Raw genomic sequence first — 21216 nt, 5'->3', positions numbered from 1 at the left:
AAAGCCAAGACCAGATGGTGCGGGCGGCCGGGGTCGAACCGGCACTCCTTTCGGAACTGGATTTTGAGTCCAGCGCGTCTACCAATTCCACCACGCCCGCAGACTTCGCTCGTCGCGAAGGGCCGCTTCTCTAGCAGGGGTCTGCAGCGAATTCCAGTGGAGAGACGGTGGGTTTAGGGTCTTCGCGCACAGGAGATTCTCGCATGCCGCATCCAGGTCCTCGCAATCTGATCACCGATGTTCCCGGCCTGACCGTGGGCAACGCCCAGGACGAGGGGGTTCGGACCGGTGTGACGGTCATTCTGTGTCCCGAGGGCTGGAGCGCGGCGGTCGACGTCCGCGGCGGCGGACCGGGCGTGCGCGAGACCGAGACCCTGTCGCCGGAGAACAGCTTTAGCCGCGCCCACGCCCTCTGCCTGTCCGGCGGGTCAGTGTTCGGCCTCGCCGCAGCCGACGGTGTCGTCTGCGCCTTGTCCGCAAGCGATGTTGGCCTGCGTCTGGCCGCCGGTTCACCAGCGATTCCCATCGTACCGGGCGCGGTGCTGCACGATCTGGGCAATGGCGGCGACAAGGCCTGGGGTCTTGACCCGCCCTACCGCGCCCTGGGCATGGCCGCCGTCGCGGCGGCGGACGAGGATTTCGCCCTGGGCGCGGTCGGCGCCGGTCGCGGCGCGATGGCGGGCCTGATCAAGGGCGGCCTGGGCTCGGCCTCGATAGACCTGGGCGGCGGCCTGATCGTGGGCGCCCTCGTCGCAGCCAATCCTGTGGGCTCAGTGTTCATGCCGGACGGCGAAACCTTCTGGGCCTGGCCGTTTGAGATCGACGGCGAATATGGCGGCCGTGTTCCCTCCGGACCGGTCTCGGCGACGGACCCCCTGCCCGAAGAGTCCAAGCTCGGCGCGGCCGGTCGCCTGCGGGCAGGCGCCAACACCACCCTGGCCGTGATCGCGGTCACTGCGGATCTCTCGACGGCCGAGGCCAAGCGCGTGGCGATGATGGCCCATGACGGCATGGGACGCGCGGTGCGCCCCGCCCACACCACCTTCGACGGAGACGTGGTGTTCACCCTGGCGTCAGGCGAGGTCGCGCTGGGCGCAGCTCCAACGAGGCCCGTCGACATCTCCCGCCTCGGCGCGGCGGCGGCCGACTGCCTGGCCCGGGCTATCGCCCGAGCGGTCTACGAGGCGCGGGGTTTCAGGGGGTTATAGTCTCGCCGCCGGCCAGTTGCGTAGCGGTGGCTTCGAGCCGGCCCAGCAAACGCTTGAGGGTCACCACCTCGCTGGGGGCGAGCCCCGACAGCAGGGCCGCCTCATAGGCCAGGGCCAAGGGCGCGATCTCCGCGAACAGGCGACGCCCCGCGGCGGTCAACTCCAGACGGTGAGACCGACGATCGGCGCGCACGGTCGTGCGGTTGACCAGGCGGCGCTCGACCAGATCCTGAGCCGCACGACTGACACGGACCTTGTCCATGGCGGTGCGGGTCACAGCCGCATGCGGGGTCAGCCCTCCCTCGGCCAGGACGGACATCAGCCGCCATTGAGGGATGGTCAGGCCAAAGCGGTCCTCATAGGCGCGCGCGATCAACCGGCTGACCGCATTGGCGGCCGTCGACAAACGGTACGGCACATAGTCGGCCAGACTGAGTGCGTCCTGGGGCCCCTCCGGCAACGCCGTCGTAAGGGGAGAGACCGTTGCGGTCATAGCCCGTTCCTTCCGTCCTCCCGGGGCGCGATCGCCATTTGGGAGACGATCTTTCGCCGATCCTCTAGGTCGTCAAGGCATACCGGCCCTGGCCGGCCATGCCATGCGCCTGCTCATGTGGCGCTGGGCCAATGACGGTCTCAACCATCCCGCTCCGCAACGCCGCGAAAAATCGATTTTCGCTCATGGGTTGTGCAGGCCATGCAGTCCGCGCCCGTAGGAAGGCGCCTGTCCTGTATCAGTGCTCACTATGCCCTTTCGGCTTTTCCAGCTTCTTGGTTTCGGTCAGCGCAGCCTGACAAAGCTCAAGCTCCTTAAGGCAGTCGCCACGGTTCCAGAAGTCCGAGAAGGCGACGACCGCCATGCGAACCTGCATGGAAAAATCCTTGTGGCCCAAGACCTTGGGCTCTTCGTGTGCATCATGGGGATCATGCGCGTCGTGGTGAGGATCCACAGCCTTTGCGGGATTGGCGATCACCACCGTCTGATCGCCAATTCTGGGACCCAGAATCGCAAAACCCGGCGCGGCCGCCTCCACGACCAGGGCGACGCAGCGCTCGCACCGGCAGTTGGCCTCATGACCGGCCGCCAATACGGGGGCGCCATGCCCTCCAGCGCCAGGAGGGTGACCTTTGCCATGGTCCTTTCCATGATCCTTGCCATGGCCCTTGCCGTGGTCCTTTCCGGGCTCCTCGGCCGGCGGTTCGCCTTTCAAAGCCTCGGATAGTCCTTTGAGCGCCTTGGCGCAGGGGCCGCCGAACCCCAGGATGGGACCGATGCGACCCATGACCTCCTCGACCAGTTCGTGAGCCTTTTTCTCCAGCTCCCCGGACGTGGCGCTGGTCGCCGCGACGCATTTGGCCCGGATCGCTTCGTGAATGATCTTCGGCGTCTCTTTGAAGAGCTCGCTCTTGTCCTTGCGGCCCCATTGGCGACCTGCGGCAAAGGCGATCGCCGCGATCACCAGAATCGCCAGAGCCAGACCAATCAACAGGGTCGGATCCAGGATGGGAACGGGCTGATCGACCGGAAACTCTGACTGGTACACCGACCCCTCCCCGACACTGCGCCGTCAGGATGATGGCGCGACATATGGTTAACGCAACACAAGACCACTTGCACGGCGAAGGTTGTCATCCCTTGCGGGAAATCACGCCGCGCACGCGGGCGCCCTGATCGTATCGCGACGCACCACCATAGACCGCCACCTCGCACAGAATGTCGCCGCCAGGATCCGTCGCCCAGAGATAGTTGCGCTCGACCTCAACATCGCGGCCCGCCGGCGAGACGCCCTCGAAGGTGTCGCCCCAGGGAATCACCTTGGACAGATCGCGCCAGGTCAGGGTCATGCCGCGCGACAGCTCGTCCTGGGCCATGGCTTCCAGATCCGGATCGTTCATCGGCGCGCTCCGGGGATCAGGCTCGTGGCGTTCATGGTGCGACTCCATTTGTTTGCCCCGACCGCTCGCCTCGACAACCCGCAAGGCGCAATATAGGCCGCTGGTGCGCAGGAGACGATGATGGGCATTCCCAAGGGCAAGCGAGACTTTCGCGACGAAGACCGGCTGGACCCGCGCGAGCGTCACCAGCTCGAATACTGGATGAAACGCTGGGGCGTGACCAAGGACCAGATGATCGCCGCCCACCGCAAGGTTGGCAATTCGATCAAGGACATCGGCGCCGAGCTCGGAAAGAAGCGCTAACGCTTGTCGCGTTGGAACGCCTTGGCCTCAGCGCCCAGCGCCGACAGCGCGGGATCGGTCTCTTCAGGTTCCGGGAAGAACGGCAGGGTTCCGGCCACGCCGCGCAGGGCCAGCCATAACGGATGACTGAAATGGCCCAGGATCCGCAAAGGCCGGCGCTTGTCGTCGGTAACGTCCCAGCCTTCCCGCTCGAACTGATCAGCCTGGTCGCGCGGCGACCTGATATCGATCCCGTCCCAGCCTTCCGGATCGGGAATCGCCGCAGCCTCGTCAGCCGTGAGACCGAAGGTGTCGCGCGCCAGCTGGTCGATCTCCGGAAACTCCAGGCGCGCTTCAGGATCGGCGAAGGCCGGCTTCAGCAGCGCCCGGTGCTCCAGATCGGCAAAGCCGGGCAGATCGATCAGGCGACGAAGCGGCGCGGCCATATCGATCAGGCTTCGGTTTCGGCGGTGTCGCGGAAATAGGGCACGACCTCGCCCTGCAGCTTGATGGTCATGGGATTGCCCTTGCGGTCCATCGTCTTGCCGGCGGTCACGCGCACCCAGCCTTCGCTGACGCAATATTCGTCGACATTGGTTTTCTCGACGCCCTTGAAGCGGATGCCCACGCCGCGCTCGAGAAGTTCGGCGTTGTAATAGGGGCTGTCGGGGTGGGTGGCGAGGCGGTCGGGAGGAGTATCGCTCATGGGATCGGCTTTCGAAGTTCGGCAGGCCTGGGCCTTTGAGACGGGGTGATAGCCACCCGCCGCCTGAAATCCAAGCGCCGCGACGTCACAACGCCGCCTTGGCGGCTCTTGAGACAATAGAAACCCAGCCTTGATCATCTAGGAGGACAAGGCGCGCGTCCCCTGATAGCAAGCAGGCGTCAAATGCTTGGAGCTCGCATGCTGCGTCGACTGTACGACTGGGTCATGGGATTGGCCGCATCGCGCCATGCTTCGACCAGCCTGTTCGCCATCTCGTTCGCCGAGAGCTCGTTCTTCCCGATACCGCCTGACGTCATGCTGGCGCCGATGGTGCTGGCGCGACCCGATCGCGCCTGGCGCTACGCCACACTGTGCACCCTTGCCTCGGTCCTGGGCGGCGCCCTCGGCTATGCGATCGGCTATTTCCTGCAAGACTTCGGCATCTGGATGATGACGGTTACCGGCCACGCTGGCGGGCTAGCTGAATTCCAGTGCTGGTATGGCAAGTATGGCGCCTGGGTGATCCTGGCCAAGGGCGTGACGCCCATCCCTTACAAGCTGGTGACCATCGCCTCCGGCCTGGCCGCTTTCAGCTTCCCGGTCTTCATCATCGCTTCGGTCATCACCCGCTCGGCGCGCTTCTTCCTGGTCGCTTATGTGGTCAAACGTTTCGGCCCGGCTCTGCTGCCGGTGATCGAGCGTCGTCTGGCGCTGTTCGCCGGCGGTTTGATCCTGCTTCTTGTCATTGGACTCACGGCGAGCCATTTCTTGGGGGGAAGCAGCGGAGGCGCCTGCGTCGTATGACCCGCGACATCAACGACCCTCAAGCAGTCAATGCCGGTCCGGCGCTCGGCGAAACGACTGCCGCCGCGCCAGTGCGGGGCCCTGCCGTCTCTGACGCTGCGGCCCCCGCAAAAGCGGCGATCATTCCCTTTGTTCTGGAAAATTGGCCGCTCTTCGCCTTGCTGGCCAGCGCCGCCATGCTGGCGACAGCGCACGCCTTCGAGACCTTCGGCCATCTGGCGCCCTGCCATCTGTGCCTGAAACAGCGTGAGGTCTATTGGGTCGCCGGGACCCTCGCCCTGATCGCCATCCTAACCGCTCGCACGCCCTGGGCGGCGCGGGCTCGTCAGCCCTTCAACCTGCTCCTGGCCGCGATCTTCCTCTATGGCGCGGGTCTCGCGGCCTTCCATGCCGGCGTCGAATGGAAGTGGTGGCCCGGCCCGACCACCTGCACCGGCGGCGGATCCGTCGCGAGCGGCGATCTGGTCGCCATGCTCAAGGGTGGCAAGGTCTCGCCTCCGCAGTGCGACAAGGCCGCGTGGGTCTTCCTGGGCCTTTCCATGGCGGGCTGGAACGCCCTGGCTTCGCTCGGCCTCGCCTCTGTGTCCCTGATGGCTGGCTTGCGCAAACCCGAGTCCACTCAATGACCAGCGCCGCACCTCGCCGCCCCGGAGCCGGCTCCGCCCGGGCGCGGTTGGCCGAGATTCTGCGCGTCGATCAGGCTGGCGAACTGGCCGCCGTGCACATCTATCGCGGCCAGGCGGCGGTCATGGGGGCCAGCCCCGGTCGCGAACGCCTGGCCGCGCAGCTCAAGGACATGGAAGGCCACGAGCAGGTCCACCTGTCGCGCTTCGATGAACTGCTAACGGAACATGGGGTGCGTCCGACCCTGATGTCGCCGCTGTGGCGCGCCGCAGCCTTCGCCCTGGGGGCCGGCACAGCTCTGCTGGGCGACAAGGCCGCGCACGCCTGTACCGAGGCGGTCGAGAGCGTCATCGAGAAACACTATGCTGGCCAGATCACGGAACTGCACGACCGCGATCCCGATCTTGCCGCAGAGCTCACCCAGTTCCGAGAAGACGAACTGGGGCATCGCGACCTTGCGATCGAGGAAGGCGCGCACGAGGCCGTCGCCTATCCGCTGCTGACGGCGGTCATTCAGGCCGGTTGCCGGGCCGCGATCAAGATCAGCGAGAAGATCTGAGGTTCTTGGCGATCGCGCCCTGGGGGCCTACGAAAGGCGATCCCAACCGCGTCCTCGAGAGTCCAGCTTGCCCCGTTCGTCCAATCTCGTCGTCTCCGCCTGCATGGCCGCGCTGCTGGCCCTTGGTGGCGGTCAGGCCCTGGCTGACGCCAAACCGGCTGAGACCACCGCCCTGACGCTCAGCACGGGCGGCGTTGTGCCGGCCGAACAGCGCCTCATGTCACTCGAGCACGTTGATCTGCGGATCAAGGTCATCCCGGCCCGCAAGGCCATTGAAGGCGACGCCACCCTGACCATTCAGGCCCTGGCCCCCCTGTCGAAACTGGTGCTGGACCTGGATCGCAATCTGCCGGTCAGCACCCTGACCATCGACGGCGCACCGCTGGCGGCGACGGCGTGGAGCAATCCGGAAGGGCGACTGTCGATCAGTTTGCCCAAGCCGCTGGCGCAGGGCCAACAGGTCGCCGTTCGCATCGTCTATTCCGGCGTGCCGCATCAGGCCAAGCGCGCCCCTTGGGATGGCGGCTTCGTGTGGAGCAAAACCAAGACCGGCGAGCCCTGGATCGCCACCGCCGTTCAGGGCGATGGCTGCGATCTGTTCTGGCCGTGCATCGACCAGCCGATGGGAGAGCCCAAGCTGGTCGACCTGCACATCGTCGTTCCCGCCCCCCTGGTCGCCCCGGCCAATGGCGTGTTTGTCAGCATGGAGGAGAAGGACGGCTGGCGGACCTACAACTGGCGCGCCAAGCATCCCAATACCTACGCCATCGCCCTGGATGTCGGCCCCTATGTCGAGCTAAGCGACACCTATAAGAGCCGATACGGCGACAGCTTCCCGATCAAGTTCTGGCACCTGAAAGGACGCGAGACCGAGGCCAAGGCGCTGTTCGCCGAATTCGCGCCGATGCTCGATTTCTACGAGGCGATGATCGGCCCCTACCCTTTCCGTGATGAGAAGATGGGCGTGGTCGAGACCCCGCACCTGGGCATGGAACACCAGACCATCAACGCCTACGGCAATGGATACGCCAAGGACGTCTATGGCTATGACTGGCTGCTGCAACACGAACTGGCGCACGAATGGTTCGGCAACCAGGTGACCAATGTCGACTGGGACGACATGTGGCTGCACGAAGGCCTGGGCACCTACATGCAGCCGCTCTATTCCCAGTGGCTGCATGGCGACATGGAATATATGGCGCGCCTCAACACCCAGCGCACGACCCTGCAAAACAAGTTCCCGATCGTCACCGGCCACGTGATGTCAGAGGATCTTGTCTATGACTCCAAGGTCGGCCCCGGCAACGACATCTACTACAAGGGCTCCAACGCCCTGCACACGCTGCGGACTCTGATCGGCGACGAGGCGTTCTTCAAGGCGATCCGGCTGATCGTCTATGGTCGCGTCGATCCCAAGCCGGGAAATTTCGCGCCCCGCTATGCCGACACCAAGGACTTCATCCGGGCCGTCAACGACCTGACCGGCAAGGATTATGGCTGGTTCTTCGACGTCTACTTCTACGAGGCCGCCCTGCCCGAACTGCTGGAAAGCCGCGAGGGCGACGATCTGGTGCTTCAGTGGAAGACAGCCAAGAACAAGCCGTTCCCGATGCCGGTTGAGGTGAAGGTCGGCGACCGGCTGGTCACCCTGTCGATGACTGAAGGATCCGGTCGCGTAAGGGTTGGCTCAACGGCGCCTGTCATTGTCGATCCCGCCTCAAAAATCCTGCGTCGCCAGCCCTATGTCGAGGCTTACCAGGCCTGGAAAAAGGCCAAGGATGACGCCGCCAAGGCTGAGGCGGACGCCAAAAAGAAGGCCGGGGACGCCGCCAAGGCCAAACCCAGGAAGAAGGCCGCGAAACGCTAGAGGCTTGAACGAGCCGACGCCGGGTCGAGAATTCATGCTTGGTTGACCGTGTTCTTTCACGGAATGGCGGCTGGGTGTTGGTTATGGGAAAAGCTCATTCGAGAGCTTTCCCATGCTGACGCCCAACCATGTCGTAGTCGCCGCGCGCGCCGTGCTTCTGCTGGGAGCCCTGACCGTAGCGATCCTGACCTTGGGCCCGTTCCAGGGCGCTGAGCATATTTTTGGCCTCACGGACAAGAGCGCCCACGCCATCGCCTTCGGGGCGCTGACGGCGGTGTCCTTCGCCGCCTTTCCGCGCATGCGGCGAGCAGATCTCGCCCGCGCCGCCCTCATCTTGGGCGGAGGCATGGAAGTCGCTCAACTGTTTGGCGGCCGCAGCGCCAGCATCATGGACTGGGCCGCCGACGCTGTCGGCATCGGCGCAGTCTACGGTTCAAGCCTCATTGAGAGCGCCCGCAAGATGGCGCGGGACCACGGTGACCTCCCGCTCTCCAAAGTCATGGCCATGAACCGCCGGCGGCGGAGAAGGACGAACATAGTCATCCCGACATCATCTTCGGAGCAAAACAACGGGGCGGCCGGGCGTTTCGCCGACCGGGCCTCGCGGCGGTTTCCACGTCGCACCGCCTGACGCGAGACGCGGACCTATTTCTAGAGCAAGGCGCGTGAAATCGGATTCACGCGCCTTGCTCTAGGCTTTTGTTTTCGCATCGTTTTTGCGGAAAACCGGCGTCCACTTTTCCGCACGATGCCCTAGACTTTTGTTTTAACGCATTTTCTGACGACGAACCGGTATCCACTTCGTCGGAAAATGCTCTAGGACGCCCCCCCGCCAATCGCCGCGAGCTCGGCCACGCCCTCGGGTGTGATCTTCCAACCGACCCGATCGCGTTGCGCGAAACCTAAATCCGTGAGCGCGCGTGCGTCGCTGATATTGATCCAGTCGACGTCATCGCCGGCCTGTTTGCGGGCAAGGTTTTTGAGCGCCAGAAGCTGACCGTCGGACAGCGCCATCTACTGCGCGTCCAAAGCAGGCTCAGCGGTTTCCACGCTGCCTGGGTCGGGACGCGCGGCCTCGCAGAGCTTGCGCAGCTGTTTCAGCATCGAGGGGCCGCTGATCTGGCTGGGTGCATCCGAGAACCCCTCCTGCTTCAGCTGGCGTCGGATGTCGGAGATCGTCGGGTATTCGCCGGAACGCGCAAGTTGGAAGGCGCGCTCGAGGGTCGTCGGTCGATTGCTCATGCGGCGATTGTACAGGAGACCGCGCCCAACAGCGAGGCGTTGTTCGGCCGGAACAAGCGTCACGGGCAAACGTTGATCATGCTCACCAAGAGGATGTGACTATGACGGACATTACCGCAAAGCATGACGGCTCAAGCCCAGGCGTGCTGGGCGACGAGTCCCAAGCCCAGGACCTGGGCCAACCGGGTCATCCCGAAAACCGGGTCACCGAGGCCGACGTCAAGGAAGCCTTCCAAACGGAAGACACCCCAGCCACGCGCCCGGCCGCCCCTGTCGCCGAAGGCGAAAAACACGATCAACTCTCGGGCCGCCTCGACGAGGCTGAAGACCGGCAAGAGGCGCTGATCGATGAAAGCCTGGAAGAGAGCTTCCCGGCCAGCGATCCGCCCAGCGCCAAGCACATTACCTGACACCAGGCCGCTTCTCGCCGCCTACGCCTCCAGCTCGATGTCCCAATAGAGGTAGTCGAGCCAGCTGGCGTGGAGATGTCCCGGCGGGAAGCGGCGCCCCCGATCCTGCAGCTCGTGCATGCTGGGTCGGCGCGCCGTGTGAAACGGGTGCATGCCCGCCTCGCGCGGCGTGCGACCGCCCTTCCTCAGATTACAGGGCGCGCAGGCGGTGATGATGTTCTCCCAGGTTGTCCGCCCGCCGCGAGAGCGAGGGATCACATGGTCGAAGGTCAGCTCATCGGGCGAGGAACAATACTGGCAGGTGAACGAGTCACGCAGAAACAGATTGAAGCGCGTGAAGGCGGGCGGGCGGTCCTGAGGCACATACTGCTTGAGCGACACGACGCTGGGCAGCTTCATCTCAAAAGACGGTGAATGGACCACGTGATCATAGGTCGAGACGACCTCGACGCGGTCAAGGAACACCGCCTTGATCACCTCCTGCCAAGGCCAGAGGGACAGCGGATAGTAGCTGAGAGGCCGATAGTCGGCGTTCAGCACCAGAGCCGGCATGCCGGACGGCGGTCGGGAGAGAACCTGCATCAGGATCTCCCTTTGGGCCCAGACGGGACCCTATGAAGCGGATACGCGATCGGACTGAAGACGGGCCTCCTTCCTACGCATTCAATGGGAATCGCCATTCATCCCCGAACGCCTCGGAAGGATGAGCCAACTCCGCGACGGAACCAAGACATCTCGCGCCTTGAAATCAGAATGGCGGAATTTCGCCTCGCTTGACCCCACCGTAGCAGCACCAGAGCAGATGGGCTGCGACCCCTCGATAGGGCTTCCAGACTTCAGCGCGAACATAGACTTGCTTCTCGGTCGGCCGGCTCTCAGCGCGATCGACCCAGCGCACGGCTTCCTGGAGCGCCACATCGCCACCGGGAAACACATCCAGCCGCCCTTCGCAGAACATCAGGTAGGTTTCGGCTGTCCACCGGCCAATGCCCTTGACCGCCATAAGGGCCGCGGAGGCTTCATTATCGCTCATCTGACGCAGGGCGTTCAGATCGCAGAGGCCAGACACCTGTGCTTCGGCGATGGCGCGGGCATAGCGAACCTTGGGGCGAGACAGACCCAGCCCCTGCAGCGCGATGTTTTCGAGCCCAAGGACGGCCTCTGGTGTGACGTCGCCCAGACCCGCTTCGACCCGGCTCCAGATGGCCGTGGCCGAGGCCAGGGATACCTGCTGATAGACGATCAGCTTCAGAAGGCCGGCAAAACCGGGCTCGGCGGCCCGCCATTGGAATACAGGCGTTATCGCCTCGATCACCGCCAGGGCGGGATCTGTGGCGGCAAGATGAGCGCGGGCGGCGCGGATCTGGTCGGCGGTGGGCGAGCGGTCTGAGGTCACGGCGCAACCTGACCATCGCCGCGCAAACGGGGCAACCTGATCCTTGCTCAGTCGATGCCGACGATCTCGACCTCGCCGCCGGCGACCATAGCGGTGTCGCCGAGCGTCTTGCCCAGCAGGGCCCGCGCCAGGGGCGAAACGTAAGACACCGAACCGCTGGCGGGATCGGCCTCGTCCTCGCCGACGATGCGGTAGGTCTGGCGGCGACCATCCTCGCGATCAAAGGTGACGGTCTGCCCGAAATGAACCACATCGGCGGGCCCTGCCGGTTCGGTCAGTTGGGCGCTGGCCCGCCGCGCCGCATAGTAGCGAAGATCGCGCGTGGCGCGCGCCATGGCGGTGCGGTCCTCGGCCACGCCCCCCGTAGCCTGGGCGGCGCTATAGGCGGCCCGCGCCTCGTTCAGCGCAGCCTCAAGCCGGGCAAGACCGCTGGCCGTGACGAGGTTGGGATTGGTGGAAATCGGCCGATCGAGTAGGTCGGCGGCGAACGCTTCGCTGTCGCCTTCCTTGGTGAAGGCGACGCTCATCGTCGGGCGGGCGGAGCTGAAAAGGTCATGGACTGGAAATCCGGAAGGCGACGGGACGTTCCCGGCGCGGGTCTCGGTTCCCAGGAGCGTCTGCGTTCCGTGCTAGCCCCCGACGCCTAACGTTTCAAGGGCGGCGGATCCGGCGGAGGCCCGAACGCGACGGCGAGAGTGCGCTCATAGCGCCCTTCCCACCGTTCGCGGACAAATCAATCTTACAGAGCGATCCCGGCGACAGCGCCCGCCAGAGCGAGGGCCAACACAAGGAAATAGACGCCGGCCATACGGTCAAAGGCGGCTTCAAAAGCAGAAAGCGAACGGAACATGGTGGAAATCCCTCTTCTATCGTCGACCTCGCCGGATGACCCGGCCAAGTAGCTGCCCCATCTGGACGATGCTTAGATATCACCAATCTGAACGCCGTCAAGATAATCTTTACAGCGCTTGGATGGATTTTTTTAAAGGAGGGGTTACAGTATGGCGAATGACCAGCGCAGCGCCCGAAACCCGTCCGTATCACCATGGCGATCTCAGCCGGGCGCTCGTCGACGCCGCGCGGCGTATTCTGGAGCGCGAAGGCCCTGCGGCGCTGTCGCTGCGCGCCGTAGCGCGCGAAGCCGGCGTTAGCCCCGCCGCGCCCTATCACCACTTCAAGGACAAGAACGAACTGCTCGAAGCCGTCGCACACGAAGGCTGGGTGGCGCTGGACGCCGCCTTACTGACCGCGCGATCCTCGGCCGCCGACGCTCGCGATCGCATGACGGGCTTGGGTGTGGCCTATGTCCAGTTCGCCCGCGACAACCCGGCCCTCTATCGCGTGATGTACGACCGCTCGCGCGACAAGGACTCCCTCCCTGAACGAATGAAGGAGGAAGGCGCCTATTGCCAGGTGCGCAACACCATCTCCGAACAGACGAGCGGCGGCGTCACCGATATTGATCTGGAACTGGCCACCATCGCCGCCTGGTGCGCAGGCCACGGTCTGGCTGAGATGATCAGCTTCAAGCAGTTCCAGCCCCTGAAGGAATTGCTGGGCGGCGAAGACGCTTTTCTGCGCGCCGTCTTCGAGCATCTGGGCATGTTCTCGAAGTACGACCGGGGCTAGGCCTTGGCCTTCGCCACCCGGTTCGCACCGTCGCCGACAGGCCTTCTGCACCGCGGCCACGCCTTCTCCGCCCTGACGGCGTTTCAGGCCGCCCGCGCCGCGGGAGGGCGCTTCATCCTGCGGATCGAGGACATCGACGCCACCCGCAGCCGCCCCGAGTATGAAGCAGCGATCCTTGAGGATCTGGCCTGGCTGGGCCTGGACTGGGAACAGCCGGTGCGGCGCCAGTCGGAGCATCTGGCCGACTATCACGCGGCGATCGAGGTCCTGCGGCGACAAGGTCTGGTCTATCGGTGCTTCAGGACGCGGAAAGAGCTCGACATCGGCCGCGCGCCGCATGAACCACAGACGCCTTTCGTGGGCGGCCCCCTGTCACCCGACAAGGAAGCCGAACGCCAGGCGCGCGGCGAGGCTTTCGCCTGGCGTCTGTCGCTGGCGGCGGCGAGGAACGCCCTCGGCGATAAAGCCGATTTGACCTTCCTGGAAGAAGGCTCGGGTCCCGGCGGCGAGACGGGCCGGATCACCGCCCGCCCCGAAACGGCCGGCGATATCGTGCTGGCGCGCAAGGACGTCGGCGTGGCCTACCACCTGGCCGTCGTGCTCGACGACGCCCTGCAAGGCGTCACCCACGTCATCCGGGGCGAAGACCTATTCGAGGCGGCCCACGTCCAGCGCCTGCTACAAGCCCTGCTGGGCCTGCCGACGCCGACCTATCGTCACCATCGCCTGCTGACCGGACCGGACGGCCGACGCTACGCCAAGCGCGACAAGGCCCAGACCCTGCGTGACCTCCGCGCCGAAGGTCTGACGCTGGAAGCCCTGCGCGCCGAGCTGGGCTTCGCCTAAAGCATCGTGCGGAAAAGTGGACGCCGGTTTTCCGCAAAAACGATGCGAAAACAAAAACCTAGAGCAAGGCGCGTGAGTCCGATTTCACGCGCCTTGCTCTAGACTTTTTCCCAGTAACGATAGGTGTAGGCCGCTCTGAAGCCTTCGCGTTCATAAAGTGCGATGGCCGGCGCGTTGTCGGCCTCGACCTGCAGATAGGCGCGCGAGGCGCCCAGCCCGCCAGCCTCGGCCAACAGCGTCTGGAGGATGCGACCCGCCAGACCTTTTCGACGATGTTCGGGCGACGTTCGCATGCCGAAAATCCCGACCCACGCCCCCTCGACGGCGGACGCGCCGATCGCCGCAGGGTCACCCTCGATATCAAGCCGGGCAAAACGCGCGGGCGGCGGAATGCGAGCCAAGGTCTCCAGCCGCTCGCGGGCATCCGCGACATTGCCGCCGGCCGACGCCGTGAACACGGCTCCGAAGGCGGCGTCTGGCGCGGCCAAGAGTGTGATGTCCGGATCGGCTTTCGCCGACGCGGCTCCGACCATCACCAGCGTCTTCTTGACGCCTGCATAGCCACGCCCGGCCAAGCGCTCGGCCAAGTCATCCGGTGCGGTAGCGCCATCGGTCAGCTTGAAGCGCGGCGGCAGGCCCCGCGCCGCAAGCCAAGCCTCCGCCGCATCGATCGCCGCACCGACCTCGCGATCGGGCGTGGTCAGCGGCCAGCAGGCGTTCGAGCGCATCGACCAGCCGTCGGCGGCGTTCAGCCGCCAGCCGCCCAGGGCCCCGCGCTCCCGCGCCGGCCAGGCCCGATCGGCGATCGGCTCCAGAACCGAGGGATCAACCTCCATGGCTCAGCGTTCGGCGAGCAGCTTCTCGACCAGGCCGCGCGCCTCGGGACTGGACCAGTCGGCGTCGCCCGCCAGCCGGGCCCGCTCGCGGCCCTGACGGTCATAGATCACTGTGGTCGGATAACCGGCGGCGCGCGGTTCCAGGTCGAACGACAGCTTGTAGGACGGATCGCGATAGACCTTCAGCGGCGCATTGGCCGCCATTTCGGCCTGGACGAGGTTGAGGTCCGAATCCCGATCGACGCTGATCGGCAGCACCTTCAGGGGCTGGGTCGCATAAAGCGCCTGCAGCTTGGCCAGGGTGGGCATCTCTTTCTTGCAGGGCGCGCACCATGTGGCCCACAGGTTCATCACCACGACCTGCCCCTTGAAATCGGCAAGGGTCATCGGCTTTCCGGCCTCGTCGAAGAAGGTTGTGCCCGGCGCGGCGCGCGGCGTAGCGGGCAGATCGAGCTTGGCCAGCGAGGCGCGCTTGAATTCGTCGAGATTGGCCGGTCCAGAGGGTTTGATGGATGAGGCGACGATGACATATAGAACCGCCGCGACGCCGACGATCATCGCGGCGCCGATCGCCCATTTCAGCGGATTGCGCTTGCTGGCGCCCGATCCGTTATCGCCCGACTGGATTTCGCTCATATGACCGACAACGCCTCCAAGAAACCCGACGCCGCAAAAGGCGGAGAGGGTCAAGCCATGTGGGGCGGCAGGTTCTCGGCCAAACCGGCGGAACTGATGCAGGCGATCAATGTCAGCATCAGCTTCGACAAGCGCCTTTGGGCGCAGGATCTGGCGGGCTCCCGCGCCCACGCCAGGATGTTGATCAGCCAAGGCGTCATTGCAAGCAGCGACGGCGAAGAAATCCTCGAAGGCCTCGCCCGCGTCGAAGATGAACTGCTGACCGGGACGTTCCCGTTCCGCGACGAGTACGAAGACATCCACATGAATATCGAGGCGCGGCTGCGCGAGCTGATCGGCCCGGTGGCCGGTCGCCTGCACACCGCGCGGTCGCGCAACGATCAGGTGGCGCTGGACTTCCGCCTCTGGGTTCGCGAGGCCTGCGACCGCTCGGCCGCCCAGCTCGATGCCCTGCAGCGCGCCCTGCTGGCCCAGGCCGAAACCTATGCCGACGCCCTGATGCCCGGCTTCACCCATCTGCAGCCCGCCCAGCCGGTGACCTTCGGCCACCACCTGATGGCCTATGTCGAGATGTTCGGCCGCGACGCCGGCCGCTTCCGCGACGCCCGCGCCCGGATGAACGAGTGCCCGCTGGGCGCCGCCGCCCTGGCGGGATCGCCCTTCCCGATCGATCGGAACGCCACGGCAGCGGCCCTGGGCTTCGACCGCCCCACCGCAAACTCCCTGGACAGTGTCTCGGCCCGCGACTTCGCGCTGGAAGCCCTGTCGGCCGCCTCGATCACCGCGACACACCTGTCGCGCCTGGCCGAAGAAATCGTTCTTTGGACGACGCCGATGTTCGGCTTCATCAAGCTGACGGACGCCTTCACGACCGGCAGTTCGATCATGCCGCAGAAGAAGAATCCGGACGCCGCCGAGCTGATCCGCGCCAAGGTGGGCCGGATTCTCGGCTCGCTAACCACCCTGACCGTGGTCATGAAGGGCCTGCCGCTGGCCTATTCCAAGGACATGCAGGAAGACAAGGTCCCGACCTTCGAAGCCTTCGACGCCCTGGAACTCTCCCTCCTGGCCATGGCCGGCATGATCGCCGACCTGACGCCCAACACCGACAAGATGGCCGCCGCTGCCGGCGCGGGCTTCTCGACCGCCACCGATCTGGCCGATTGGCTGGTGCGAACGCTGAACATGCCTTTCCGCGACGCCCACCACGTGACAGGTTCCGCGGTGAAGCTGGCCGAAGGTTTGGGCGTGGACCTCGCGGATCTGTCCCTGGAACAATTCCAGGCGATCGAGCCGCAGATCAATGTCGAGGTCTATGCTGTCCTCACCCCAGCCGCTTCGGCGGCCAGTCGCATCAGCTATGGCGGGACCGCTCCCGCCCAGGTCCGCGCCCAGATCGCGCGTTGGAAGGAACTGCTCGGATGACCCTGCGTCCCATCGCGCTTCTGACCGTGGCGGCCCTCGCCCTGTCCAGCGCCGGCCTGTCCGCCTGCGGCAAACAGGCCGAACTCGAACGCCCGGCCCCGATGTGGGATCCAGCTAAAAAGGCAGCATGGGAGGCTGAGCGTCGCGCGGCGTCCAGCCATGCCAATCAGCCGGCCCGCGTCGGCGGCACACAGGAAATCATGGATCCGGCGTCCAGCAACCGAACGGTCCGCTCAGCGCCGCTGGCCGGTACGGCGCCCAATCCGTTCGGCGGCCCCTCCGCTGCGGGCTTCCCCGGCGCGACCCCCAATTAGGCTTTGACGTGAACCACTTCGAGTACGGCCCCGAGGGCCTGGCCTGCGAGGGCGTCCCTCTGGCGCGCATCGCGGCGCAGGTCGGCACACCGGTCTATGTCTATTCCCGGGCCACGCTGGAGCGCCACTTCACGGTGTTTCGCGACGCGCTGGAACTGGCGGGCGTCGCTGATCCGCTGATCGCCTATGCGGTCAAGGCCAACTCCAATGTCGCGGTGCTGAAGGTGCTGGGCGATCTGGGGGCCGGCGCCGACACGGTATCCGAAGGCGAGGTCCGCCGCGCGCTGGCCGCCGGCATTCCCGGCGACCGCATCGTCTTCTCCGGCGTCGGCAAGACCCGGCGCGAAATCACGTTCGCCCTGCAGGTCGGCGTGGCCGAGATCAATGTCGAGTCCGAGCCCGAGATGAACCTTGTGGCTTCCGTGGCCGCCAGTCTGGGCGTGCGGGCCAAGATCGCCTTCCGCGTCAATCCGGACGTCGCCGCCGGCGGGCACGCCAAGATCGCCACCGGCAAGGCCGAGAACAAGTTCGGCGTCTCGTTCGCCGAAGCCGCGCGCCTCTACGCCAACGCCAGCAACAACGCCGCGCTGGAGCCCATCGGCGTGGCGTGCCACATCGGCAGCCAGATCACCGACCTGGCCCCGATGCGCGAAGCGTTCGCCAAGATGCGCGGTCTCGTCGAACAGCTGCTGGGCGAAGGCCTGTCGGTCGAGCGTCTGGACCTGGGCGGCGGCCTGGGCGTGCCCTATTTCAACATGCCCGAACCGCCCTCGCCCGCCGACTTCGCGGCGATGGTCGGCGAGGTGATGAAGGGTCTGCCCGTCAAGCTGGCCTTCGAGCCCGGCCGCGTCATCGCCGCCAATGCCGGCGTGCTGGTCAGCGAGGTCATCCATGTCCACGAGCGCCCCGAGGGTCGCAAGTTCCTGGTCATCGACGCGGCCATGAACGATCTGCTGCGCCCGGCGATGTATGACGCCTTTCACGATATCCGCCCGGTGATGAAGCGAGAGGGTGAGGCTACGCCCTATGATGTGGTGGGCCCGATCTGCGAGACCGGCGACACCTTCACCCGCGACCGCCCCTTGCCGCCGCTGGCGGCCGGCGATCTGTTGACCTTCATGTCGGCGGGCGCCTATGGCGCGGCCATGGCCAGCGAATACAACACACGGCCACTTGTGCCCGAGGTTCTGGTCGACGGCGATCGCTACGCCGTGATCCGCGCAAGGCCTTCCTACGAGGAAATGCTGGCTCGCGACCTCATCCCCGACTGGGTTTAGGTATTCATACGGAGGCCTCCCAGGGTCACCAAAATGAGCTTGCTCACCGCCCATTAACCGCCGCAATGAAATCTGCGTCTGACGAGAGCGCAGTCGATCAGGCATGCGCTCAGGTGAGAGCCAGAGCGTACAATGATCGAGTTTGACAGCATTGAGGCCCAGCGGCGCATCGGTGGGCAACTGGTCCGGCTTTGTGTGGCGGCGATGGCGGCGATTGTGCCTGCCGCCTGTCTCTTCACCGGCCGCCCCTTCATGACCCTGACCCTTGGCGCGGCGCTTTTCGCCGGCCTGGCCTGGGGCGGATACGCGATCTGGCGAGACAGCGCCGCGCAGCGGATTTCGACGGCTGTGACCCTGGTCGGTCAGGTCAGCCTGTTCATCGCCGCCTTTTCCGGTCACCCCTGGCAGGGCGACGCCCGCATGGCCTATCTGGCCGCCCTGGCCCTGCTGGTCGCCTATGGCGACTGGCGCGTGGTCGCGGTGGGCGCGATCAGCGTCGTCGCCGCCGATGTCGGGGCCAGTGTCCTGGCGCCGCATCTGCTGCTGCCCGGCGAGGTTTCGCCCCTTCGGATCGCGTTCAACGCCGGCGTGATCCTGACGGCGGCCTGGTCGCTAATCTGGCTTACGGCCGGTGTCTCCCGGCTTTTCGTCACCGTAACGGCCCGCACAGACAAGGCGCTTGAGGCCGCCGCCCGGGCCGACGCCGCCAACGCGGCGACCGCGGCGGAACGCGCCGCCCATGATGCGGAAACCGCCGCCCAGACCGAACAGAAGGCGGCGCTGGAAGCCGAGCAGACCCACGTCGTGCATCAACTCGCCGACGCCCTCACCCGGCTTTCGGGCGGGGACCTGACCTGGCGGCTGAACAACCCCTTCGCCCACCGCTATGAAACCCTGCGCGCCGACTTCAACGACGCCATGAGCCGTCTGCAAGCGGCGATGCGCGAGATTTCAGGCAACGCCTCCAGCATGTCTGCGGGCGTCGCGGACATGAGCCGCGCCTCCGACGAACTGGCGCGCCGGACCGAGCATCAGGCCGCCGCCCTGGTCGAAACCGCCACGGCGCTCGATCAGATCACCGCCGCCGTCAACCAGACCGCCGAGAGCGCCCGCCAGGCCAACGCCGCCGCCGCCGGCGCGCGGCAGGAAGCCGAACGCTCCGACCCCGTCGTCTCCGAGGCGGTCGAGGCGATGACCCTGATCGAGACCTCCTCAGGCCAGATCGGCAAGATCATCGGCGTCATCGACGAAATCGCCTTCCAGACCAACCTGCTGGCCCTCAACGCCGGGGTCGAGGCGGCGCGCGCCGGCGATGCCGGTCGCGGCTTCGCCGTGGTGGCCCAGGAGGTCCGGGCGCTGGCGCAGCGATCCGCCGACGCCGCGCGCGAGATCAAGGATCTGATCAACATTTCCGGCCAGCAGGTCGGGGCGGGAGTCGAACGCGTCGGCCGGACGCGGGAGGCGCTGCAGCGCATCGTCGCCCGCGTGGCCGAGATCGACTCCAGGGTCACCGCCATCGCGGCGTCGGCCCGCGAACAGGCCCAGGGCCTGGGCGAGGTCAACACCACGATGGGCGAGATGGACAGGGTCGTGCAGCAGAACGCGGCCATGGTCGAGGAGACCACGGCCGCCGCTCATGCGCTCAAGTCTGAATCCGAAGAACTGACCTCGCGGGTCGATCTCTTCGACATCGGTCGGAAGGCGCCGTTCGCCGACAGGACCAAGCAGGCCGCCTGAGCCGGGATTTAGTCCATGGCGCCGATATAGGGCAGGCCGCGCGACTTGCCCTCATCGTCCAGGCCATAGCCGACCAGATACCGCGACGGGGCTTCCCAGGCGACGAAGTCGGGCTCCATGCCGCGCTTGGTCGGCCAGGGCTTGCGCGCGAAGACGGCAGTCAGCACTTCGCTGGCGCCGGCGTCCTTGACCAGACGCGAGGCTTCGCTGAGCGACAGACCGGAGTCGAACACGTCATCCACTACCAGGGCGCGGCGGCCGACCAGAGGACGCTGCAGATCGGCGCGAACCTCGCAACGGCCCGAGCTCTTGCGCTCATCATGGTAGGAGGCCAGCCACAGGGCGTCGAAACGGACGTTGCGGCCCGCCTTCCAGAGCGCCCGGGTCAAATCGGCGGCGAACCACAGGCCGCCGGTCAGCAAGCAGACGGCGACGGTGTCATCGTCGATGCGGGGAGCGATGGCGTCAGCGAGGGCCTGAACGCGTGTGGCGATCTCGGCTTCCGAAATCAGGACTTCGGGTTGGTCGGTCTTATTCATGATGCGCGGGTTCGTGAGAGTCTGAGGGAGGCCCTCCGGTCTCATGTCCCGAGGGTTCGTGTCCAGCCGCTTCTCCCTCGGACGCCACATCCTGGGCGCCGCGCAGGGCCAGTTCAGGTTCGGCCTCCGGCTTGGCGGGGGTTTTCAGAGCCGCCTTCACGGCCTTGGCCGCGCCGGGTTCGACCGCGAAGTCGATGACCAGATCCTTGGCCGTGCGGGGCGGATCGAGAATGGTGATCGCGAAGTGACGGACTTCACTGGGCGGGATCTTCGGATCGGCGGCGGCGGCGATGCGGCCGGCCACCCGCTTGTCCTTGGCGTTGCGCAGCTCGACCCGCAAAGGCGGCGAGACCACTTCATGATCGGTGATGTTGCGCATCACCCCGGTGATGATCACGGCGGCGTGGCCGTCTTCCAGCGAGGGCTCGGCCTTGATGTTCTCGATCACCAGCCCGACGGTGTTCACCGGCAGTCCGACACTGGCGTATGCGCCGGCCGAGGTGGGCCACAGGCGCACCACGTCGATACGGAAAATCAGCGCTGCAACGATCGTCACCGCCATGGCGGCGGCCATGCCAGCCCAGACTACGCCGGTGGTGGTCGCCTCGCGGAGGCGGCGCTCGGCGTCAGCCCGAGCCCGGAAGACCTTGGGCAGTTCTTCGCCCGGCAAGGCGCTGACCGGCGGCTCAGGTTCTGCTCCCGTGGACTCGCCAGCCGCCGCGCTCGCAGCCGCTGCCGCGTTGAGCGCCTCCTGCTCCGCTTCGCTTCGCTCAGCGGCCTCGGCGGGCTCGTCGAAAAGATCGTTGGCGTCTTCGTTACGCGCGGTCCAGCGATGGCCGCACGAGGCGCAACGCACGACACGACCAGCCGCACCGACCTTGGCGTCGTCGACGAAATAGCGGCTGGCGCACTCCGGACAGGTCAGTATCATGGCCGCGAATCGTACGCTCCCCGCATTAATAAATGGGGTCGCCGATTTTGACCCT

General features: G+C 65.9%; 28 protein-coding genes and 1 tRNA gene. 14 read left to right on the top strand and 15 right to left on the bottom strand.

The genetic code is table 11. The annotated features are described in order from the left end of the window. Nucleotides 1–15 precede the first annotated feature (15 nt). Nucleotides 16–100: transfer RNA gene (locus tag ACW18B_RS10355), tRNA-Leu, on the bottom strand. A 103-nt stretch (nucleotides 101–203) separates the two neighbouring features. Here ACW18B_RS10355 and ACW18B_RS10350 point away from each other — a divergent pair. Continuing rightward, the gene (locus ACW18B_RS10350; protein WP_492046958.1) at nucleotides 204–1208 is read left to right on the top strand and encodes a P1 family peptidase; all 1005 of its coding nucleotides are present in this window, start codon (nucleotides 204–206) and stop codon (nucleotides 1206–1208) included. Here the strand turns inward: ACW18B_RS10350 and ACW18B_RS10345 are convergent. The 3 genes from ACW18B_RS10345 to ACW18B_RS10335 all read right to left on the bottom strand — a co-directional run bounded on the left by ACW18B_RS10345 (nucleotide 1195) and on the right by ACW18B_RS10335 (nucleotide 3077). After that, nucleotides 1195–1701 (bottom strand): MarR family winged helix-turn-helix transcriptional regulator, encoded by a 507-nt coding sequence (locus ACW18B_RS10345; RefSeq protein WP_492046957.1) that lies wholly within the window; start codon nucleotides 1699–1701, stop codon nucleotides 1195–1197. The genes ACW18B_RS10350 and ACW18B_RS10345 overlap by 14 nt on opposite strands. A gap of 238 nt (nucleotides 1702–1939) precedes the next feature. After that, complete coding sequence (locus ACW18B_RS10340) at nucleotides 1940–2749, bottom strand: hypothetical protein (protein ID WP_492046956.1); 810 nt, start codon at nucleotides 2747–2749, stop codon at nucleotides 1940–1942. An 85-nt stretch (nucleotides 2750–2834) separates the two neighbouring features. Then, the gene (locus ACW18B_RS10335; RefSeq protein WP_492051676.1) at nucleotides 2835–3077 is read right to left on the bottom strand and encodes a hypothetical protein; all 243 of its coding nucleotides are present in this window, start codon (nucleotides 3075–3077) and stop codon (nucleotides 2835–2837) included. Nucleotides 3078–3221: 144 nt separating this feature from the next. Between ACW18B_RS10335 and ACW18B_RS10330 the strand changes: the two genes are divergently transcribed. Then, entirely contained in the window at nucleotides 3222–3404 is a 183-nt protein-coding gene (locus ACW18B_RS10330; protein ID WP_419255069.1) for a DUF3606 domain-containing protein, read from the top strand. Here ACW18B_RS10330 and ACW18B_RS10325 read toward each other — a convergent pair. Both ACW18B_RS10325 and ACW18B_RS10320 read right to left on the bottom strand, forming a co-directional pair. Next, complete coding sequence (locus tag ACW18B_RS10325) at nucleotides 3401–3829, bottom strand: hypothetical protein (protein ID WP_492046955.1); 429 nt, start codon at nucleotides 3827–3829, stop codon at nucleotides 3401–3403. The genes ACW18B_RS10330 and ACW18B_RS10325 overlap by 4 nt on opposite strands. Before the next feature lie 5 nt (nucleotides 3830–3834). Continuing rightward, on the bottom strand, nucleotides 3835–4089 hold the full coding sequence (locus tag ACW18B_RS10320; RefSeq protein ID WP_492046954.1) for a DUF3297 family protein: 255 nt from the start codon (nucleotides 4087–4089) through the stop codon (nucleotides 3835–3837). Between the two features lie 198 nt (nucleotides 4090–4287). Between ACW18B_RS10320 and ACW18B_RS10315 the strand changes: the two genes are divergently transcribed. The 5 genes from ACW18B_RS10315 to ACW18B_RS10295 all read left to right on the top strand — a co-directional run bounded on the left by ACW18B_RS10315 (nucleotide 4288) and on the right by ACW18B_RS10295 (nucleotide 8574). Next, nucleotides 4288–4893: a YqaA family protein gene (locus ACW18B_RS10315; protein ID WP_492046953.1), complete on the top strand. Its 606-nt coding sequence runs from the start codon at nucleotides 4288–4290 to the stop codon at nucleotides 4891–4893. Beyond that, complete coding sequence (locus ACW18B_RS10310; protein ID WP_492046952.1) at nucleotides 4890–5519, top strand: disulfide bond formation protein B; 630 nt, start codon at nucleotides 4890–4892, stop codon at nucleotides 5517–5519. Before ACW18B_RS10315 ends, ACW18B_RS10310 begins: the two co-directional genes overlap by 4 nt. Then, nucleotides 5516–6076, top strand: a complete 561-nt coding sequence (locus ACW18B_RS10305; RefSeq protein ID WP_492046951.1) for a demethoxyubiquinone hydroxylase family protein — start codon at nucleotides 5516–5518, stop codon at nucleotides 6074–6076. The genes ACW18B_RS10310 and ACW18B_RS10305 overlap by 4 nt, the downstream gene beginning before the upstream one ends. Before the next feature lie 103 nt (nucleotides 6077–6179). Beyond that, entirely contained in the window at nucleotides 6180–7943 is a 1764-nt protein-coding gene (locus tag ACW18B_RS10300; protein WP_492051674.1) for a M1 family metallopeptidase, read from the top strand. A 112-nt stretch (nucleotides 7944–8055) separates the two neighbouring features. Beyond that, the gene (locus ACW18B_RS10295) at nucleotides 8056–8574 is read left to right on the top strand and encodes a VanZ family protein (RefSeq protein WP_492046950.1); all 519 of its coding nucleotides are present in this window, start codon (nucleotides 8056–8058) and stop codon (nucleotides 8572–8574) included. 185 nt (nucleotides 8575–8759) lie between these two features. Here the strand turns inward: ACW18B_RS10295 and ACW18B_RS10290 are convergent, their stop codons facing one another. Together ACW18B_RS10290 and ACW18B_RS10285 are read right to left on the bottom strand one after the other, a co-directional pair. After that, nucleotides 8760–8957, bottom strand: coding sequence for a hypothetical protein (locus tag ACW18B_RS10290; protein WP_492046949.1), 198 nt, complete (start codon nucleotides 8955–8957; stop codon nucleotides 8760–8762). Continuing rightward, nucleotides 8958–9185, bottom strand: coding sequence for a hypothetical protein (locus tag ACW18B_RS10285; RefSeq protein WP_492046948.1), 228 nt, complete (start codon nucleotides 9183–9185; stop codon nucleotides 8958–8960). A 101-nt stretch (nucleotides 9186–9286) separates the two neighbouring features. Between ACW18B_RS10285 and ACW18B_RS10280 the strand changes: the two genes are divergently transcribed. Further along, nucleotides 9287–9595, top strand: coding sequence for a hypothetical protein (locus ACW18B_RS10280; protein WP_492046947.1), 309 nt, complete (start codon nucleotides 9287–9289; stop codon nucleotides 9593–9595). A gap of 21 nt (nucleotides 9596–9616) precedes the next feature. Here ACW18B_RS10280 and ACW18B_RS10275 read toward each other — a convergent pair whose 3' ends face one another. The 3 genes from ACW18B_RS10275 to greA form a co-directional block, all read right to left on the bottom strand. Next, on the bottom strand, nucleotides 9617–10180 hold the full coding sequence (locus tag ACW18B_RS10275) for an HNH endonuclease (RefSeq protein ID WP_492051673.1): 564 nt from the start codon (nucleotides 10178–10180) through the stop codon (nucleotides 9617–9619). 163 nt (nucleotides 10181–10343) lie between these two features. Beyond that, nucleotides 10344–10991: a DNA-3-methyladenine glycosylase family protein gene (locus ACW18B_RS10270; protein WP_492046946.1), complete on the bottom strand. Its 648-nt coding sequence runs from the start codon at nucleotides 10989–10991 to the stop codon at nucleotides 10344–10346. Between the two features lie 47 nt (nucleotides 10992–11038). After that, on the bottom strand, nucleotides 11039–11518 hold the full coding sequence (gene greA / locus ACW18B_RS10265) for a transcription elongation factor GreA (protein ID WP_492046945.1): 480 nt from the start codon (nucleotides 11516–11518) through the stop codon (nucleotides 11039–11041). Between the two features lie 481 nt (nucleotides 11519–11999). Here greA and ACW18B_RS10260 point away from each other — a divergent pair, with 481 nt between their 5' ends. Together ACW18B_RS10260 and gluQRS are read left to right on the top strand one after the other, a co-directional pair. Then, complete coding sequence (locus tag ACW18B_RS10260) at nucleotides 12000–12620, top strand: TetR/AcrR family transcriptional regulator (RefSeq protein ID WP_492051594.1); 621 nt, start codon at nucleotides 12000–12002, stop codon at nucleotides 12618–12620. Between the two features lie 3 nt (nucleotides 12621–12623). Beyond that, nucleotides 12624–13466, top strand: a complete 843-nt coding sequence (gene gluQRS / locus ACW18B_RS10255; protein WP_492051592.1) for a tRNA glutamyl-Q(34) synthetase GluQRS — start codon at nucleotides 12624–12626, stop codon at nucleotides 13464–13466. Between the two features lie 98 nt (nucleotides 13467–13564). Here gluQRS and ACW18B_RS10250 read toward each other — a convergent pair whose 3' ends face one another. Then, nucleotides 13565–14302 carry a GNAT family N-acetyltransferase gene (locus tag ACW18B_RS10250; RefSeq protein WP_492051590.1) on the bottom strand — a complete coding sequence of 246 codons (738 nt, stop codon included), beginning with the start codon at nucleotides 14300–14302 and terminating at the stop codon, nucleotides 13565–13567. Between the two features lie 3 nt (nucleotides 14303–14305). Beyond that, nucleotides 14306–14938: a TlpA family protein disulfide reductase gene (locus tag ACW18B_RS10245; protein WP_492051588.1), complete on the bottom strand. Its 633-nt coding sequence runs from the start codon at nucleotides 14936–14938 to the stop codon at nucleotides 14306–14308. On the opposite strand from ACW18B_RS10245, the gene argH reads away from it, so the two are divergent. From argH to ACW18B_RS10225, 4 genes are all read left to right on the top strand, one after another. Beyond that, nucleotides 14939–16363 (top strand): argininosuccinate lyase, encoded by a 1425-nt coding sequence (gene argH, locus ACW18B_RS10240; protein WP_492051586.1) that lies wholly within the window; start codon nucleotides 14939–14941, stop codon nucleotides 16361–16363. After that, nucleotides 16360–16677, top strand: a complete 318-nt coding sequence (locus ACW18B_RS10235) for a hypothetical protein (RefSeq protein WP_492051585.1) — start codon at nucleotides 16360–16362, stop codon at nucleotides 16675–16677. Before argH ends, ACW18B_RS10235 begins: the two co-directional genes overlap by 4 nt. 8 nt (nucleotides 16678–16685) lie before the next feature. Then, complete coding sequence (gene lysA / locus ACW18B_RS10230) at nucleotides 16686–17954, top strand: diaminopimelate decarboxylase (protein ID WP_492051583.1); 1269 nt, start codon at nucleotides 16686–16688, stop codon at nucleotides 17952–17954. A 132-nt stretch (nucleotides 17955–18086) separates the two neighbouring features. After that, the gene (locus tag ACW18B_RS10225) at nucleotides 18087–19691 is read left to right on the top strand and encodes a methyl-accepting chemotaxis protein (RefSeq protein WP_492051581.1); all 1605 of its coding nucleotides are present in this window, start codon (nucleotides 18087–18089) and stop codon (nucleotides 19689–19691) included. Nucleotides 19692–19699: 8 nt separating this feature from the next. Here the strand turns inward: ACW18B_RS10225 and ACW18B_RS10220 are convergent, their stop codons facing one another. Next, entirely contained in the window at nucleotides 19700–20275 is a 576-nt protein-coding gene (locus tag ACW18B_RS10220) for a phosphoribosyltransferase (protein WP_492051580.1), read from the bottom strand. After that, nucleotides 20223–21161, bottom strand: a complete 939-nt coding sequence (locus ACW18B_RS10215; protein ID WP_492051578.1) for an MJ0042-type zinc finger domain-containing protein — start codon at nucleotides 21159–21161, stop codon at nucleotides 20223–20225. The genes ACW18B_RS10220 and ACW18B_RS10215 overlap by 53 nt, the downstream gene beginning before the upstream one ends. Nucleotides 21162–21216 lie beyond the last annotated feature (55 nt).

Source organism: Caulobacter sp. FV2ps19, assembly GCF_058681035.1.
The sequence above is the reverse complement of the archived record's forward strand: the minus strand, read 5'-3'. Positions and strand labels throughout refer to the sequence as shown.

Coding starts and splice junctions, on each gene's coding strand:
- ACW18B_RS10350 (WP_492046958.1), top strand. CDS start 204: ATGCCGCATCCAGGTCCTCGCAATCTGATCACCGATGTTCCCGGCCTG.
- ACW18B_RS10345 (WP_492046957.1), bottom strand. CDS start 1,701: ATGACCGCAACGGTCTCTCCCCTTACGACGGCGTTGCCGGAGGGGCCC.
- ACW18B_RS10335 (WP_492051676.1), bottom strand. CDS start 3,077: ATGGCCCAGGACGAGCTGTCGCGCGGCATGACCCTGACCTGGCGCGAT.
- ACW18B_RS10330 (WP_419255069.1), top strand. CDS start 3,222: ATGGGCATTCCCAAGGGCAAGCGAGACTTTCGCGACGAAGACCGGCTG.
- ACW18B_RS10325 (WP_492046955.1), bottom strand. CDS start 3,829: ATGGCCGCGCCGCTTCGTCGCCTGATCGATCTGCCCGGCTTTGCCGAT.
- ACW18B_RS10320 (WP_492046954.1), bottom strand. CDS start 4,089: ATGAGCGATACTCCTCCCGACCGCCTCGCCACCCACCCCGACAGCCCC.
- ACW18B_RS10315 (WP_492046953.1), top strand. CDS start 4,288: ATGCTGCGTCGACTGTACGACTGGGTCATGGGATTGGCCGCATCGCGC.
- ACW18B_RS10310 (WP_492046952.1), top strand. CDS start 4,890: ATGACCCGCGACATCAACGACCCTCAAGCAGTCAATGCCGGTCCGGCG.
- ACW18B_RS10305 (WP_492046951.1), top strand. CDS start 5,516: ATGACCAGCGCCGCACCTCGCCGCCCCGGAGCCGGCTCCGCCCGGGCG.
- ACW18B_RS10300 (WP_492051674.1), top strand. CDS start 6,180: ATGGCCGCGCTGCTGGCCCTTGGTGGCGGTCAGGCCCTGGCTGACGCC.
- ACW18B_RS10295 (WP_492046950.1), top strand. CDS start 8,056: ATGCTGACGCCCAACCATGTCGTAGTCGCCGCGCGCGCCGTGCTTCTG.
- ACW18B_RS10290 (WP_492046949.1), bottom strand. CDS start 8,957: ATGGCGCTGTCCGACGGTCAGCTTCTGGCGCTCAAAAACCTTGCCCGC.
- ACW18B_RS10285 (WP_492046948.1), bottom strand. CDS start 9,185: ATGAGCAATCGACCGACGACCCTCGAGCGCGCCTTCCAACTTGCGCGT.
- ACW18B_RS10280 (WP_492046947.1), top strand. CDS start 9,287: ATGACGGACATTACCGCAAAGCATGACGGCTCAAGCCCAGGCGTGCTG.
- greA (WP_492046945.1), bottom strand. CDS start 11,518: ATGAGCGTCGCCTTCACCAAGGAAGGCGACAGCGAAGCGTTCGCCGCC.
- ACW18B_RS10260 (WP_492051594.1), top strand. CDS start 12,000: ATGACCAGCGCAGCGCCCGAAACCCGTCCGTATCACCATGGCGATCTC.
- ACW18B_RS10250 (WP_492051590.1), bottom strand. CDS start 14,302: ATGGAGGTTGATCCCTCGGTTCTGGAGCCGATCGCCGATCGGGCCTGG.
- ACW18B_RS10245 (WP_492051588.1), bottom strand. CDS start 14,938: ATGAGCGAAATCCAGTCGGGCGATAACGGATCGGGCGCCAGCAAGCGC.
- argH (WP_492051586.1), top strand. CDS start 14,939: ATGACCGACAACGCCTCCAAGAAACCCGACGCCGCAAAAGGCGGAGAG.
- ACW18B_RS10235 (WP_492051585.1), top strand. CDS start 16,360: ATGACCCTGCGTCCCATCGCGCTTCTGACCGTGGCGGCCCTCGCCCTG.
- ACW18B_RS10225 (WP_492051581.1), top strand. CDS start 18,087: ATGATCGAGTTTGACAGCATTGAGGCCCAGCGGCGCATCGGTGGGCAA.
- ACW18B_RS10220 (WP_492051580.1), bottom strand. CDS start 20,275: ATGAGACCGGAGGGCCTCCCTCAGACTCTCACGAACCCGCGCATCATG.
- ACW18B_RS10215 (WP_492051578.1), bottom strand. CDS start 21,161: ATGATACTGACCTGTCCGGAGTGCGCCAGCCGCTATTTCGTCGACGAC.